We start from the raw sequence: 15,540 nt of genomic DNA on the forward strand, positions 1-15,540 counted from the left end.
GAAGCAGGCGCGCCGTTCCCTTGTGATCTGCGCAGCGCTCGGCATCACGCTCGCCTCCGTGGACGCACGCGCCGCCGCGTTCGACGTCGCGGACACGACGTGGGAAGGCTGCTCGGAGCTCTACGTGCTCGCGGTGAACGAGCTCGGCGACGGGCGCGTCAAGGCCGTCGCCGTGCTCGACTGGAACGAGGTCACGCCGAACGACGGTGTGCTCGTCTTGCACCCGCTCCAGAGCATGGATCCCGAAGAAACGGCGGCCTTCATGAAGGCCGGCGGGCGCCTGGCGATCGTGGACGACTACGGCCGGGGCGAGGAGACGCTGCGGCGCTTCCACATCGAGCGGACGTCGCTGCCCTCGCGCCCCGTGGCAGCGCTGCGCAACAACCCCCAGCTCGCGATCGCCGAGCCCGTGCTCACCGGTGACAAGGGGCAACTCACGGGCCCGCATCCGGTGGTGGCGAACGTGCAGCAGTTCGTCACGAACCACGCGACGGGGCTCCGCCACCCGAACCTCTCGCCCGTGCTCGAGGTGCGCGCCGTCGGCGAGCCCCCGACGATCGTCGCGGTCGCGGGCCAGGTCGGCAAGGGCCGGCTCTTCGCGCTGAGCGACCCCTCGGGCCTCATGAACCAGATGCTGCGCTACCCCGGCAACCGCTCGTTCGCCGTGGGGCTCACGCACTACCTCGTCGACGAAGACGGCGGCGAACGGCAAAGCGGCCGCCTCTTCATCGTCGCCAACCGCTTCTCCGAGGAGGGCTCGTTCGGCGGCAAGTCGACGCTGCGCAAGGACATCGAGGGGCAGCTCCGCTCGATCGGCGACGCGCTCGCGGAGGCGCGCCAAAACGGGCTGCCGACCTGGGCGCACTGGCTGCTCGCGCTGCTCGCGGTGGTCGGTGTGGCTGCGTGGGTGGCGCGTGCCGCGGGGCGCCCGTACAAGAGCCCGCAACCACGCTTCGCGCGACCCGTGCCGCTCGTCGCGCAGGGAGGCGTGGCCGGGCGCTTCGCGTTGCTCTCGGCCCCGTCCTCGCCGCCGGGGCTGCTCCTGCTCGAGCTGAAGAGCGCGCTCGTCGAGGCGCTCTCGCACAAGCTCGGCGCGCCCCTCGATCCGTCGGCGGACGCGGTGATTTCTGCGGCCGAGCGCGCGGGAGGCCTTGACGAGCGTGGCCGCTCGGCCTTGAAAGAGGTCCTCGCCGTGATGCAAAAAGCCGAAGCCTCCGTCGTCGCGGGCAAGCCGGTCCGCGTGCCCCGCGCGGCGCTCCGGCACGCGGCCGCCGTCGTGAGGAACGTGCTCGAACGGGCGGGCGCGATCACGCCCGAGCCGCTCGGCCACGGCGCCGCGAACGGCGAAAAGACGTCCGATCGCCCGGCGGGAACGAGCCCGACGAGCGACCCCTCACGAACCCCGAGCCCGCCCGCACCCGCAGAGGAGAGCGCCACTTGACCCAGGCCGTCGCCATCGAGGAGATCGCCGCCGCCAAAGAGCGGCTGGACGCGCTCCGCCGGGAGATCACGCGCGTCTACATCGGTCCCTCGCGCACCGTGGATCTCATGCTCACCGCGCTGCTCGCGCAGGGCCACGTGCTCCTCGAGGGCGTGCCCGGCGTCGCCAAGACGACGCTCGTGAAGGCGTACGCGTCGGCGCTCGGCGCCTCGGTGCGCCGCATCCAGTTCACGCCGGATCTCCTGCCCGCCGACATCACCGGCACGTACGTGCTCTCGCCGAAGGAGGGCACGTTCTCGCTCCGGCCGGGGCCGATCTTCGCGAACGTGGTGCTCGCCGACGAGATCAACCGCGCCCCCGCGAAGACGCAGTCCGCGCTGCTCGAAGCGATGCAGGAGCGGCAGGTGACGATCGAGGGCGACAGGTTCGAGCTGCCCGCGCCGTTCATGGTGCTCGCGACGCAGAACCCGATCGATCTCGAAGGCACCTACCCGCTGCCCGAGGCGCAGATCGATCGCTTCCTCGTGCGCGTCGCCATCGGCTACCCGAACGCGAAGGACGAGGTCGCGATGCTCCGCGCGCACAACGCCGAGCCGCCGCGCGCACGCTCGGTGCTCAGCGTGGAGGAGCTGCTCTCGCTCCAGAGCATCGCGCGGCGGATCCACGTGGAGGACGATCTCTACGAGTACGCCGTCGGCCTCACGACGTTCACCCGCTCGCACGCGCGCGTGCTGCTCGGCGCATCGCCGCGCGCGACGCTCGGGCTCGTGCAAGCCGCGAAGAGCGCTGCGGTGATCGCGGGTCGTCCGTTCGTCACGCCGGACGACGTGCGTGGCGTCGCGACGGCGGTGCTCTCGCACAGGCTCGTGCTCGTGCCCGAGGCCGAGGGCGACGCGCGCGCTCGGGACGCGGTCGTGGAGGACGCCGTGCAGCGCGTGGCCTACCGGCGCGCGGTGCGGCCGGTCTAGCGATGCAGCTCTTTCCCACGCGAACGGCGGCCCACCTCAGCATCGCCGCGATCTCGGTCGCGGGCGTCGGCCTCGTCGCGCGCGAGCCCGCCATCGTCGGGTGGGGAGGAGCGATGCTGCTCGCGATGGCGCTCGCCCGCGCGGTCACGCTCGTCTCCGTCTCGCGCATCCGCGCCGCCGGCTTCGAGATGCTCTGGAGCGGTCCGCGCCGCGTCGTGCGCACGGGCCGCGGCAGCACGATCGAGATCGAAGCCGAGGTGCGCAACCGCGACACCCTCGCCGCGCGGTACGTGCGCCTCCGGCCCATCGCCTCGTCGCAGCTCCAGATCACGATCGAGCCCTCCGCGGGCGAGGTCATGGCCTCCGGGCGGCTCAAAGTGAAAGTCTCGGTGCACGCGCCGCGCGTGGGGCAACACGGCGTGCACGGACTCGCGCTCGAAGTGCACGGCGCGCCCGGCCTCTTCGAGGTTCCTCTCACCTTCGCGAATCCTTTCGGCGTCGAGGTCCTGCCGCGTCCGTTCGCGGCGTGGCTCCCCTCCCCGCGCGGTGGCCGGAGCAAGCTGCTCGCGTCGAGCGGTCGCCCGGGTCGTGCCCGCGGCGAGGGCAGCGATCTGCGCGAGCTGCGCGAGCACCGGCCGGGGGATCCGTTCCGGCGCATCGCGTGGAAGGCGAGCGCGCGGCGCGGGATCCTGCTCGCGCGCGAGTTCGAACGCGAGGAGCGTGACGTCGTGTGGGTCGTGCTCGACGCCTCGGTGGAGCTCTGGGCCGGCCCGCTCGGGCGCGCGCCGCTCGATCTCGCGATCGACGAGGCCGCGTCGATCTGCGCGCGGTACCTCTCGCGCGGCGATCGCGTCGGGCTCGCGATCTACGCATCGACCGTGCGCGCGTTCGTCCTGCCCGACCAGGGACCGGCGCACGGGCAGAAGCTCGCGCACCTGCTCGTCACGGCCACGGGCACGCACGACGCCTCGCGTAGTGATCTCGACGAAGCCGACGTGGCCGTGCGGGTCCTCGAGCACCTCCGCCCGCTCGACGCGCGAGGGCTCTCGGATCTACGCCGCGGCGATCTCGACCGGCTCGCGTCGCGCGCCGACGCCGTTCGTCCCCGCGCTCCCTTCGCGCCTCCTCCGCCCGAAGGCCGTAGCCCGCGCGAGCGCACGCTCCGCCGCTACCTCGCGGCCTACGGCATCGAGTCGCCTGCCCGCGCGGAGGCCGAGCGCCACGAGGCCGGCTTCATGCTCGCCGAGGTCCTCTCGCAGGTCGTCAAGAGCAAGCCCAAGCCGAGCGTCGTGCACGTCGTCGCGCCCGCGCCCTCCGAGATCGCGCAGGAAAAACCCGTCATGGACGCCCTGCGCCGGCTCGCGCGTCACTCGGCCTCCGTCACCTGGTCGATGCCGCAGTTCGATCCGGGCCTGCTCCCGCCCTGGGATCCGCCGACGCGCGCGGACGGTTCGCCCTCGGAGGAGGTCACCGAAGGAACACGTCGGGCCGCGTGGGAAGAGGCCGCCGGGGTCGCCGCCGAGGCCGTGCTCGTCCGCACGCGTGTCGCCGTCAGCCGAAGCGAGGCCGTGCTCCGTCGCCTCGGCGTGCGCGTCACGAAGATCCGCGCCACGACGACGAAGCGCCCCGACGCCGCGGACCCCAAGGCGACCTGAACGGTACGTCGCCACGTCCGCGCATCGGTTGGAACACCAACGAACCCTCCCCGAGATCACGAACCTGCCATGTCGATCGCCGAACGCCTCCGCTCGCGCGGCCTCTCGCCCAAGAAGAGGTTCGGCCAGAACTTCCTGGTCGACATCTCCGCATGCCGCGCGATCGCCGAAGCCGCGACCACGCCGCCGGGCGGCACCGTGCTCGAGATCGGCCCCGGCCTCGGCGCGCTCACGCGTCCCTTGCTCGAACGCGCCGCGAAAATCGTGGCGATCGAGCGCGACCGAGATCTCGTCCCGCTCCTCTCGGCCGAGCTCGAAGCGCCGATCGCCGAAGGTCGCCTCTCGATCCTCGAAGCCGACGCGCTCGCCGTCGACTGGGCGGCCGAGCTCGTCGGCCCGCGCCCGCACGTGATCGCGGGCAACCTGCCCTATCAGATCACGGGCGCGCTCCTCGAGCGGGCGACCGTGCTCGCCGATCGTGTCGATCGCGCGGTGTTCATGGTGCAGGCCGAGGTCGCCGATCGGCTCGTCGCGGCGCCGGGCTCGAAGACCTACGGCGCGCTCACGGTCTTCATGCAGGCTGCCTTCGACGTGAAGCGCCTGCTCACCGTGCGTGGCGGCGCGTTTTACCCGCGCCCGGACGTCGACTCCGCGGTCGTCGTCCTCTCGCCGCACAGGCCGCCGCGCGCTGCCGAGACCGAAGCGTTTCGCGAGGCCGTTCGTGCGGCGTTCGGCGCGCGGCGAAAAACCCTGCGAAATGCCTGGCGCGGGCTCTTCGGTTGGTCCAAGGACGAGCTCGAAGCGCGCGCCCGGGAAGCCGGGATCTCGCTCGACGTGCGTGGTGAAACGCTGGCGGTCGAGGATTTCGCCCGGATTGCGGCGATGAAGGGTTAGAAACCCCTGTTCATCCGCTCCGGACCCCTCGACAGTCCACGATGGCCGTGGTAGTGGCCGCGCGCGTTCGTCGTCATGGCGATTCGCTGGAGGAGCCCCGCCCCATGTCGGTTGGAAAGATTACCCAGGTCATCGGCCCCGTCGTCGACGTCGACTTTCCGGCGGGCCAGCTTCCGAAGATTTTGAATGCACTCAAGGTCTCGAACCCGAGCATCTCGGGCGAGGCCGACAACCTCACGCTCGAAGTGGCGCAGCACCTCGGCGAGTCGACGGTGCGTGCGATCGCCATGGATACGACGGACGGCCTCGTGCGGGGCATGGACGTCCGCGACACGGGCAAGCCGATCATGATGCCGGTCGGCCCGGCTTGCCTCGGTCGCATCCTGAACGTCGTCGGCGCGCCCGTGGACGAGGCGGGGCCGGTGAACGCGGAGAAGTTCGCGCCCATCCACAAGGATCCGCCGAAGTTCGTCGATCAGTCGACGAAGGTCGAGATCTTCGAGACGGGGATCAAGGTCATCGACCTGCTCGCGCCCTACCGCAAGGGCGGCAAGATCGGCCTGTTCGGCGGCGCCGGCGTCGGCAAGACCGTTCTCATCATGGAGCTCATCAACAACGTCGCGAAGGCGCACGGCGGCGTGTCGGTCTTCGCGGGCGTCGGTGAGCGGACGCGCGAGGGCAACGACCTTCTGCTCGAGATGAGCGAGTCGAAGCTCGAGTCCGGCGCGCCCGTCATCTCGAAGGCCGCGCTGATCTACGGCCAGATGAACGAGCCGCCCGGCGCGCGTGCCCGCGTCGCGCTCTCGGCGCTCACGGTCGCCGAGTACTTCCGCGATGAAGAGGGCCAGGACGTGCTCCTCTTCGTCGACAACATCTTCCGGTTCACGCAGGCCGGCTCCGAGGTGTCCGCGCTCCTCGGCCGTATCCCGAGCGCCGTCGGTTACCAGCCCACGCTCGCGACGGAGATGGGCGCGCTCCAGGAGCGCATCACGTCGACGACGAAGGGCTCGGTCACCAGCGTGCAGGCGATCTACGTCCCCGCCGACGACCTCACGGACCCCGCGCCCGCGACGGCCTTCGCCCACCTCGACGCGACGACCGTTCTCTCGCGCGCGATCAGCGAGCTCGGCATCTACCCGGCCGTCGATCCGCTCGACTCGAGCTCGACGATGCTCGACCCGCAGATCGTCGGCCAGAAGCACTACACGATCGCGCGCCGCGTGCAGCAGACCCTGCAGCGCTACAAGGACCTGCAGGACATCATCGCCATCCTCGGCATGGACGAGCTCAGCGAGGACGACAAGCTCGTCGTGCAGCGCGCCCGCAAGATCCAGCAGTTCCTCTCGCAGCCGTTCTTCGTCGCCGCGCAGTTCACCGGTCGCGCCGGCAAGCTCGTGAGCCTGAAGGACACGATCTCGGGCTTCGAGGAGATCATCGACGGCAAGCTCGATCACGTGGCCGAGCAGGACTTCTACATGGCCGGCGGCATCGACGAGGTGAAGGCGCGAGCCGAGGGCAAGCGGGCCTGATCATGGCCGAGACCATCATGCTCGAGATCGTGACGCCCACGGGCGTCGCGCTGCGCAAGGAGGTCACGGACGTGACCGCGCCGAGCGTGGCGGGTGAGTTCGGCGTGATGCCGGGCCACCTGCCGCTGCTCGCAGCGCTCCGCACCGGCCTCGTCACGTACCACGAGGCCGGCAAGGAGCATCGCCTCGCCGTCGCGCACGGGTTCGTCGAGGTCGTGGGCGACAAGGCGCTCCTCCTCACGGAGAAGTACGTCCAGAAGGACGATGTCGACGTCGTCCGGGTTCGCCTGCGCCTGAAGGAGGTCGACGCGGAGCTCGACCACTGGCAGGGCGACCTCACGGATCCGAAGCGTCGCTCGCTCATCGAGGAGGAGCAGTGGCTCGCCACGCAGCTCGAGCTCATCGGCGATCCGCCGCTGCCGCTCGTGCGTGAAGACACGCGCTTCCTCGTGGATCACGCCGAAGCGCCGCCCGTCGAGGAGATGATCGAGGGCCAGACCCCCGACGAGAGCCTCACGGATCACAAGAAGCCGGGTTCCGCCTTCCCCGAGGCTTGACGCCCGGACGCGCATCACGCGCGTCACGAACACCAAGCGCGCCGGTCGATCTCGAGACGAGGGCTCGGGACGATCGGCGCGTTTGTCGTTATCCTTATCGCGTAGGACGATGATTCACGCCGATACGATCGCGCGGGTCAAAGAGCGCACGGATCTCGTATCGCTCGTCGGCGAGACCGTTCGTCTCACCCGGCGCGGACGGTCGTTCGTCGGGCTCTGCCCCTTCCACAAGGAAAAATCGCCGAGCTTCCACGTGAACCCGGAGCGCGGCATCTTCCACTGCTTCGGCTGCAAGGAGAGCGGCACGGCCATCGACTTCGTCATGAAGGTCGAGGGCATGAACTTCGCCGAGGCGGTGCGCGCGCTGGCCGAGCGGAGCGGCGTGGAGATCATCGAGACCGCGACCGAAGCCGAGCGGCGCGAGGCGAACGCGGCGCGGCGCGCGCGTGACGATCTGTATGCCGTGAGCCACCTCGCGGCGACGTTCTTCGAGCAGAGCATGCGTGGTCCGAGCGCGCATCCCCTCGCCTCGTACGCGCTCGCCGAGCTCGCGCGGCGCGGGCTCGACACGCACGAGGCGACGGGCCCCGTGGCCGACGCGCTGCAAGCGTTTCGCGTGGGCTACGCGCCGCCGGGCTGGGACGGCCTCGCGAACTTCCTCAAGCGGCAAGGCGTCTCGCCGGTCCTCGCCGAGAAGGTGGGCCTGCTCGTCGCGCGTGGCACGGGCACCGGGTTTTACGACCGCTTCCGGCATCGCCTCATGTTCGCCGTGACGGACGTGCAAGGCCGCGTGATCGCCTTCAGCGGCCGGAGCCTGCCCGAGCCCACGCCCGACGAGATGCGACGCTTGGGGCTCCAACCATCGACGGCGGGCGAATCACCGGCGAAGTACATGAACAGCCCCGAGTCGCCGATCTACACGAAGGGCGAGCACCTCTTCGGGCTGCACCAGGCGCGGCACTCGATCCGCCAAGACGGCCAGGCGATCCTCGTCGAAGGAAACTTCGACGTCCTTTCGCTTCACGCGCGCGGCATCTGCAACGTGATCGCGCCGCTCGGCACCGCGTTCACGACGACGCAGGCGAAGCTCCTCAAGCGCTTCGCGCCCACCGTCACGATCCTCTTCGACGGCGACGCGGCCGGGCGCAAGGCCACGTGGGCTGCGCGCATCCCGGCCCACGAAGGCGGCCTCGAAGCGCGCGCGGCGACGCTCCCGGCGAAGCTCGATCCGGACGAGCTCGTACGAACCAAGGGCCCCGACGCGCTGAAGAGCGTCCTCAAGAGCGCGAAAGAGCTCTACGAGCACCTCATCGAGGACGCGCTCCAGAACGACTCGTTCAACGACGCCACGACCGACGGCAAACTCGCGCGCATGCGTGCGGTGGCGAACTTACTCGGGGAGCAAAAGGACCCTGTGAAGCGCCTCATGCTGAAGACGTACGCCGATCGGCTGTCGTCGAAACTCATCGTGGGCGGCACGGCCCCGGCCGATCTGCGTCAAGTCGAACAGCTCCTCGAACAGGCAACGAGGTACGACGCAGAACAACCCATCGAGCTGCGCGCAGCGGAGACCACGATGCCGGGTCACCGGGCGCGTTCGCGTGCCCAGGTCCAAGACGTGGGGGAGTACATCCTGGGTGCACTTCTCGACCATCCCGTTCTGCTCGACGACCCTGAAGTGATGGAGGCACTCGACGTGCTGGATGGCGACATCGCGTTGGCCGCTGGCGCGGTGCGTCAGTCCCTTGGGACGGAAACGCAACTTATTCCCGACGAATTTCTTGCGCACATCCCGGCGTCGATCCAAGCATTCGCGGCTGGACGGCTCGCGTCGCCCGTCTTCGAGACGGCCGATGTGGCGAGGGAAGAGCTCTTAAAGAACGCAGGGAAGTTGAGACGCTTGAGCTTGTCACGCGAGAAAGCCGCGACGGTGGACGAGCTCCAACGAGTCGCGCCGCTGGGGGATGTGGAGCGCGAGGCAGCGCTGCTTCGTGAGGCGGTGCGTCAGGCCAAGGCCAAGTTGGGGCTCGGCTGACGTGTTTTTTGCGCGCGCATGAGTCTGCGCGAGCGTGACGAACGTTTTTTTCTCGGTGTGGTTCCTTGAAGCACGTGGCCCGACGTGGGCCCGGTGGAGCGAATGGGATGGCGAGCAAGGCCAAGCAGTCTGCGGGTCGGGCAAGCGGATCGGGCGCGGGGAAAAGCGGCGGCGGAGTCGCACAAGGCGCGCGAGGGGACCGCGGGACGAAGTCGCAGGCACCGGATGGGGCGGGGAAGTCGGATCCGCGCAAGGCGCTCGAGAAGCTCGTCGATGCGGGCAAGACGAAGGGCTTTCTCACGTATGACGAGGTGAACGACGCGCTGCCCGCGGACGTCTCGCCCGATCAACTCGACGACGTCGTCGGCGCGCTCGGCGACGAGGACATCGAGATCGTCGACGGCGCGACGCAGGTGAAGATCGCGCCGAAGCGCATCGCGGACGAGGAGGCGAGCGACAAGAAGCTCGTCGTCACGCAGGACCGCGAGGAAGAGGACGTCGACTATTATTCGAAGTCGAACGATCCCGTCCGGATGTACCTGCGCAAGATGGGGAGCGTCTCGCTCCTCACGCGCGAGGGCGAGGTCGAGATCGCCAAGCGCATCGAGCAGGGCGAGCAGACGGTCAACGCCGCGATCCTCGACTCGCCGATCGCCGTGCGCGAGATCATCGATCTCGGCGAGAAGCTCCGGAAGCACAAGATCCGCGTCAAAGAGCTCATCAAGGACGCCGAGAGCGACGATCAGGAGTTCGACGAGGAGGAGGCCGATCGCCGCATCATCCGCCTCATCGACAAGGTCAAGCGCCTCGACAAGAAGAAGGCGGACCTGCTCGAGGAGCGCAAGGAGGTCAAGACTGACAGCCGTCGCAAGCAGCTCGACGCCGAGGTCGTGCTGACCACGGGCGAGCTCGTGACGACGCTCGAGGAGATGCGCCTCAACAAGAAGACGATCGACAAGATCGTGCAGAAGTTGAAGGGCCTCATCTCGAAGGTGGAGAAGGCCGAGGCCGGCGCGACCGAGATCGAGAAGCGCACGGGCATGAGCAAGGCCGAGCTCCGGCGCGAGCTCGCGAAGGTGAAGGGCAACAAGCTCGCCGAGGCGCGGCTCGCGAAGAAGCTGAACGTCTCGCGCGAGGATCTGCTCGATCTCGAGTCCACGCTGAAGAACGCGCAGAAGGGGCTCAAGAAGGTCGAGGAAGAGCTCAACATCGACGTCGAGGCCATCCGCCGCACCTACGAGAGCATCCGCGAGGGCGAGCGCATGGCCGAGCGCGCCAAGGCCGAGCTCGTCGAGGCAAACCTCCGGCTCGTCGTCTCGATCGCGAAGAAGTACACGAACCGCGGCCTGCAGTTCCTCGACCTGATCCAGGAGGGGAACATCGGCCTCATGAAGGCCGTCGACAAGTTCGAGTACAAGCGCGGCTACAAGTTCTCGACGTACGCGACGTGGTGGATCCGGCAGGCCATCACGCGCGCGATCGCCGATCAGGCCCGGACCATCCGCATCCCGGTCCACATGATCGAGACGATCAACAAGCTCATCCGCACCTCGCGTTACCTCGTGCAGGAGTACGGCCGCGAGCCGACGCCCGAGGAGATCGCCGAGAAGATGGAGCTGCCGCTCGACAAGGTCCGCAAGGTCCTGAAAATCGCGAAGGAGCCCATCTCGCTCGAGACCCCGATCGGCGAGGAGGAAGATTCGCATCTCGGCGACTTCATCGAGGACAAGAGCGTGATCTCGCCCGCCGAGGCGGTGATCAACATGAACCTCGCCGAGCAGACGCGGAAGGTGCTGAAGACGCTCACGCCGCGGGAGGAGAAGGTTCTCCGCATGCGCTTCGGCATCGGCGAGAAGAGCGATCACACGCTCGAAGAGGTCGGCCAGGACTTCGAGGTCACCCGCGAGCGCATCCGGCAGATCGAGGCCAAGGCGCTGCGCAAGCTCCGCCACCCGAGCCGCTCGAAGCAGCTCAAGAGCTTCATCGACAGCTAGTCGTCACGGGGGAACGAATGGAACCGAGGGGTGCTCCGATGCGATGGATCGCGGGGGGAGCGCCCCTCGTCCTTTTGGTGCTGTCGATCGCGCAGGCAGGCTGCGCGCGGAACGTGACCGAGGACGACTGCAAGGCCGTGGGCGAGCACCTGCACGCGCTCTGGACGGCGGAGGCGAAGTTCCCCGAGGCGGCGAGCCCGTCCGCGGAGAAGGCCGTGGCCGTCGTGAAGAGCGAAGGTCAGCGACTGGAGGAGTCGTTCGTCACGGACTGCAAGCGCGACCTCGTCGGCAAGCCACGCGCGTCAGGCGAATTCTCCTGCCTCAGCCACGCGAAGACGCTCGCCGACGTGCGAACGTGCGCGACGATCCCAGCCCACTGAATTGCATCGACCGCATCGCGGTCGATGCACCCTCGGTCCAGGCCGTGCCTGGTTCGGGTCCAGGGGTGAACAACCCCTGGTCGGGCCCGGGGTGAAACCCCGGCGAGACGTGGTGCCCTGAACCTGCGTCAGTTCAGGTACCGCTTGTCCTTCGGCGGCGCCTTCGACCCTCCCTCGATCACGCGAAGCGGCGGCCCGGCAGCACGACGCGCACGCGCGGCTTCGGCCTTCACGGCGGCCTCTGCGCGGAGCGCGGCCGTCTGCGCCTGGATCTGGCGCAGGCGCAGCTTCAGGTAGAACCGGCGGAGCGGCGAGCGGTCGCCGAAGAGCCAGCCGGCCAGCATGCCGCCGAACGGGGTCACGAGGCCCTCGGGCGTGTGGTTGTTGAGCGCGATCACGTTCAGCACGGAGAGCACGAAGATGATCGCGACCATCCCGCCGGCCGATACGGGCAGCACGAAGAACATGCGGACCTGCGCGTCGCGGTTCTGCAACGCCCACGCGACCGCGATGGCCTCGACCATGCCGAGCCCGCCGAACCACACCATCTGGTTCAGCTTGGGCACGAGCGCGCCCACGGCGACCTGGGTGGCGAACGCGAACGCGGCCGCGCCGAACAGGAAGATCAGCATCCGCCGCGCCCCCCAGCGTGACTCGAGCGTGGGGGCGAGGAAGTAGAGGCCGAGCAAGGTCATGAGGAAGTGCCCGGGGCTCGACGGGTCGTGGAGGATCGGCGCCGTGAAGAGGCGCCAGATCTGGCCGCGCAGCACGCCTGGTGTCGAGCCGGCCATGAGCTGGAAGACACTCGAGCCGACCTCCACCCAGTTGATGCTCAGCGCGAGGCCGACCCACAGGACGGTGATGACGATCATCATCCCGCTGATGGCCTTGCCGGGGCGAGGCAGGGCGAACTGGACGGGGCTAGGGCGCATCGTCCATGGAGCTACCAACAGGAACGCGGACGGGCAACCGGAGGGCGCGGGAAAGGCCGTTGTGGCCGTCTGGGGCGGGGGAAGGTCCGCTCGCGGCGTAGCGCCGGGGTTTCACCCCGGACCCGACCAGGGGTTGTCCACCCCTGGACCCGGACCAGGCACGGCCTGGACCGAGGGTGCATCGACCGCGCGAAGCGCGGTCGATGCGGGGAAATTTTTGAAGGTTGTCCCCCCTTGCACGCACGGCCTGGACCGAGGGTGCATCGACCGCGTGCGGTCGATGCATCAGAAGAAGTTGCCGATCGTGAACTCGAAGCGGCTCGACTGCTCGTACGGCAGCGGCTTGAACGGGAAGCCGTACTCGAAGCGCAGCGGGCCGAGCGGCGAGAACCAGCGCAGGCCGAAGCCCCAGGACGTGCGGACGTTGAGGAGCTGGTCCGGCGTGAAGCAGGGGTTCGTCGCGGAGAACGGCGAGGCCGGGTTCGCCTCGCAGTAGTTGCGCTCGAGGTTCCAGGCGTTGCCGAGGTCGGTGAAGATGACGCCGCGGATGCCGACCTGCTCCAGGATCGTGAACTCGAGCTCGGCGTTCTGGTAGTACATCAGGTTGCCGCCGATGTTCGTCCCGTTCGCGAAGGGGCGCGCGTTCGGATCGAGCGTCTGGTTCAGGGTCAGACGCGGGCCGACGCTGCGCAGGACGAAGCCGCGGAGGTCGAGGATGCCGCCGAGGAAGAAGCGCGCGAAGATGGGCACGCCCTCGGGCGAGGGGCTCGTGACCGCGCCGAACTCGCTGTTCACCTTGAAGACGAGCCAGTCGCGGATCGGGTAGTAGAAGCGCGCGGTGTTCCGGAACCGTACGAACTGCTGCTCGCTGCCGATGTACTTCGAGGCGAGCTCGACCGAGCCCTGCAGGAAGATACCGGACGACGGGAAGAGCTGGTTGTTCCGGGTGTCGTAGGTGATCGTCGGCCGGATGCTCGACGTGATGCCGTCGTTGTAGACGTTCGCGAGCGGCACGCTCTGGAAGTAGTTCACCGACGCGGCGGTGCCGAAGAGCGTCGACGTCGTCTGCGTGGAGATCTCGTTCGACTCGAGCGTGTACGTGAGCGACGCGCGGAGCTCGGGCTGGATGATCGGGTAGCCGATCGTGAGCGCGCCGCCGAGCGAGGTCTGCGAGAAGTCGTTGTAGACGCGGAGCTGATCGTAAGCGCTGATCGCCGCGGAGAACTGCGTGTCGAAGAGGTACGGCTCGAAGAACCGGACGTCGATGAGCTGACGGAGGCCCGAGATCTGCGCCTGCAGCGAGAGCGACTGGCCGCGACCGAAGAGGTTCTGCTGCTGGACCTGCGCCGTCGCGATGAAGTTCTCGATGCTGGAGAAGCCCGCGCCGACCTGGAAGGTGCCCGTCGGCTTCTCCACCACCTCGACGTTGACGTTGATGTGCTCGGCGTCGTCACCCTGCTCGGTCGAGATGTCGACGCGCTCGAAGTAGCCGAGCATCGTGATGCGACGCTTGCTGCGCTCGAGCTTCGACTCGCTGAAGAGCTGCTCCTCGAGTAGCTCCATCTCGCGGCGGATGACCTTGTCGCGCGTCTTCGTGTTGCCGCGGATCTCGATGCGCCCGATCTTGATCGGCTGGTTGCGCCGGATCGCGACGATGATGTCGACCTCTTGTCGCTCCGGATCGAGGTCGGTCGCGGGCGGGGCTTCCACGTTCGCGTAGCCCTGATCGCGGTACATCGTCTGGATCTGGCCGAGGTCCGCGGCGAGCTCGGCGCGGTTGAACCAGTCGCCGCTCTTCGCGCGGATCATCTCGCGCAGGCGCCTTCGTCCGCCGATGGGCTCGATCTCCTTGCCCTCGGCGTCGCGCTCGTAGACGCGGAGCTGCCGGATCTTGTAGCGCGGGCCCTCGTTGATCGTGAGCGTCACCTCGATGCCCGTGCGATCCGGCGTGAGCATCACGCGCGGCGTCGCGATCTGCACCGAGAGGAAGCCGCGGTCGTAGTAGAGCGCCGAGAGCACGATGACGTCGCGCTCGAACGCGTCCTGCCGGAACGCGCCGCCGGTGCCGAAGTCGAAGAAGCTGCCCTGTCCGGTGATCATCACCTCGCGCAGCTCGGAGTCGGGAATGTTGTTGTTCCCGATGAACGTGACGCGCCGGACCGTGACCCGCTCGTGCTCCTTGATCTTGAAGCGGAGCAGCACCTCGTTGTCGCGCTGCGGGACCGTCTCGTACGAGACCTCGGCGAGGAAGTAGCCCTCCTCCGCGTACTTGTCGCGCAGCTTCTGGATGCCGCGTCGGATCGCGTTGTAGCTGAGGATCGTGCCGCTCTTGACCTCGACGCTGAGCGCCTCCGTGAGGTCTTCCGCGCTGATGTTCTGGTTCCCGTCGAACTCGATCGTCTTGATGTTCGGACGCTCGCGCACGAGGATCCGGAGGTGGACTCCGTCGTCGCGGCGGGTCAGGTCGACCTCGACGTCCTCGAAGAAGCCCGAGTCCCAGAGCTCGCGCACGTCACGCGAGAGGCCCTCCGGCGTGAAGGGTTTGCCCACGCGCGCGGTGCCGAGATACGCGCGGATGTCGTCCGCGGAGATGCGACGGTTGCCCGCGATGACCACGCGCGCGACGGGCTGGCCACGCGCGAGCTCGGCCTCCGTCGGCGCGAGCGTCGGCACCGGCTGAGCGGCCTCTTCCGGGCGCGCGCCAGGCGTCGCAGCGCCGTTTGTCGGCGCCGAGGGCTCACCTTCGTCTGCGCCTTCTTCGTCGCCTTGTCCTGCCGCCTCCTTCGATGCCGGAGGCTCTGCTGCGCCTGCCGGCGGCCCTCCTTGCGCGAAGGCCACCCGAGGCGAAAGCCCACTGATCGTGAAAACGACCAGAAGGGCGCTCGTCCACAGGAGCCGGAGTCGGCTCGTCAGGCGGTTGGGTGGCGTGGGCGTCGTGTACAAGAGGCGCCTCCCCGTAGCCCAGCGGGCCAGAGGTCTCAAGGTGAGAGACGTTGGTTTTCCATGTCCATGCGTGGACGGTAGGGCGCCCGGGACGAGGGGCGTCCGTCGGGGGGAGGCCGGATCCGTGGGGACGGGGCGCAGATTCGCCGGCAGAATCCCCCGGGACGAACGCGTTTCAGGGCCGGCGTGCCCGCCCCGTCCGTGCCGCCGTG

11 protein-coding genes are annotated in these 15,540 nt (G+C 68.7%); 9 read left to right on the forward strand and 2 right to left on the reverse strand.

The features are described 5' to 3' along the window. Positions 1 to 22: 22 nt before the first annotated feature. From QHF84_RS04430 to QHF84_RS04470, 9 genes are all read left to right on the forward strand, one after another. Positions 23 to 1,441 (forward strand): DUF4350 domain-containing protein, encoded by a 1,419-nt coding sequence (locus tag QHF84_RS04430; protein ID WP_281311899.1) that lies wholly within the window; start codon positions 23 to 25, stop codon positions 1,439 to 1,441. Beyond that, entirely contained in the window at positions 1,438 to 2,409 is a 972-nt protein-coding gene (locus QHF84_RS04435; RefSeq protein WP_281311900.1) for a MoxR family ATPase, read from the forward strand. The genes QHF84_RS04430 and QHF84_RS04435 overlap by 4 nt, the downstream gene beginning before the upstream one ends. A gap of 2 nt (positions 2,410 to 2,411) precedes the next feature. After that, a complete protein-coding gene (locus QHF84_RS04440) occupies positions 2,412 to 4,064 on the forward strand; it encodes a DUF58 domain-containing protein (protein ID WP_281311901.1) in 1,653 nt (550 codons plus the stop codon). 69 nt (positions 4,065 to 4,133) lie between these two features. Next, complete coding sequence (rsmA, locus tag QHF84_RS04445) at positions 4,134 to 4,958, forward strand: 16S rRNA (adenine(1518)-N(6)/adenine(1519)-N(6))-dimethyltransferase RsmA (RefSeq protein ID WP_281311902.1); 825 nt, start codon at positions 4,134 to 4,136, stop codon at positions 4,956 to 4,958. Between the two features lie 104 nt (positions 4,959 to 5,062). Continuing rightward, positions 5,063 to 6,487: a F0F1 ATP synthase subunit beta gene (gene atpD, locus QHF84_RS04450; RefSeq protein ID WP_281311903.1), complete on the forward strand. Its 1,425-nt coding sequence runs from the start codon at positions 5,063 to 5,065 to the stop codon at positions 6,485 to 6,487. A gap of 2 nt (positions 6,488 to 6,489) precedes the next feature. Further along, positions 6,490 to 7,044, forward strand: coding sequence for an ATP synthase F1 subunit epsilon (gene atpC, locus QHF84_RS04455; protein ID WP_281311904.1), 555 nt, complete (start codon positions 6,490 to 6,492; stop codon positions 7,042 to 7,044). Between the two features lie 109 nt (positions 7,045 to 7,153). Further along, positions 7,154 to 9,079, forward strand: coding sequence for a DNA primase (gene dnaG / locus QHF84_RS04460; protein ID WP_281311905.1), 1,926 nt, complete (start codon positions 7,154 to 7,156; stop codon positions 9,077 to 9,079). A gap of 107 nt (positions 9,080 to 9,186) precedes the next feature. Continuing rightward, positions 9,187 to 11,073, forward strand: a complete 1,887-nt coding sequence (gene rpoD, locus QHF84_RS04465) for an RNA polymerase sigma factor RpoD (protein ID WP_281311906.1) — start codon at positions 9,187 to 9,189, stop codon at positions 11,071 to 11,073. Positions 11,074 to 11,111: 38 nt separating this feature from the next. Then, on the forward strand, positions 11,112 to 11,453 hold the full coding sequence (locus QHF84_RS04470) for a hypothetical protein (protein WP_281311907.1): 342 nt from the start codon (positions 11,112 to 11,114) through the stop codon (positions 11,451 to 11,453). Between the two features lie 128 nt (positions 11,454 to 11,581). On the opposite strand, the gene QHF84_RS04475 is transcribed toward QHF84_RS04470, so the two are convergent. Together QHF84_RS04475 and bamA are read right to left on the reverse strand one after the other, a co-directional pair. Further along, positions 11,582 to 12,385 (reverse strand): rhomboid family intramembrane serine protease, encoded by an 804-nt coding sequence (locus tag QHF84_RS04475; RefSeq protein WP_281311908.1) that lies wholly within the window; start codon positions 12,383 to 12,385, stop codon positions 11,582 to 11,584. Between the two features lie 285 nt (positions 12,386 to 12,670). Next, positions 12,671 to 15,058 (reverse strand): outer membrane protein assembly factor BamA, encoded by a 2,388-nt coding sequence (gene bamA, locus QHF84_RS04480; protein WP_281311909.1) that lies wholly within the window; start codon positions 15,056 to 15,058, stop codon positions 12,671 to 12,673. Positions 15,059 to 15,540: the final 482 nt, after the last annotated feature.

Origin of the sequence: Polyangium sp. y55x31, assembly GCF_029946505.1 — a bacterium.
In the GTDB taxonomy this organism is placed as follows: Bacteria; Myxococcota_A; Polyangia; order Polyangiales; family Polyangiaceae; genus Polyangium.

Excerpts from the sequence above, each read along its gene's own strand:
- QHF84_RS04440 (WP_281311901.1), top strand. The coding sequence starts at position 2,412 with ATGCAGCTCTTTCCCACGCGAACGGCGGCCCACCTCAGCATCGCCGCG.
- rsmA (WP_281311902.1), top strand. The coding sequence starts at position 4,134 with ATGTCGATCGCCGAACGCCTCCGCTCGCGCGGCCTCTCGCCCAAGAAG.
- atpD (WP_281311903.1), top strand. The coding sequence starts at position 5,063 with ATGTCGGTTGGAAAGATTACCCAGGTCATCGGCCCCGTCGTCGACGTC.
- atpC (WP_281311904.1), top strand. The coding sequence starts at position 6,490 with ATGGCCGAGACCATCATGCTCGAGATCGTGACGCCCACGGGCGTCGCG.
- dnaG (WP_281311905.1), top strand. The coding sequence starts at position 7,154 with ATGATTCACGCCGATACGATCGCGCGGGTCAAAGAGCGCACGGATCTC.
- rpoD (WP_281311906.1), top strand. The coding sequence starts at position 9,187 with ATGGCGAGCAAGGCCAAGCAGTCTGCGGGTCGGGCAAGCGGATCGGGC.
- QHF84_RS04470 (WP_281311907.1), top strand. The coding sequence starts at position 11,112 with ATGCGATGGATCGCGGGGGGAGCGCCCCTCGTCCTTTTGGTGCTGTCG.
- QHF84_RS04475 (WP_281311908.1), bottom strand. The coding sequence starts at position 12,385 with ATGCGCCCTAGCCCCGTCCAGTTCGCCCTGCCTCGCCCCGGCAAGGCC.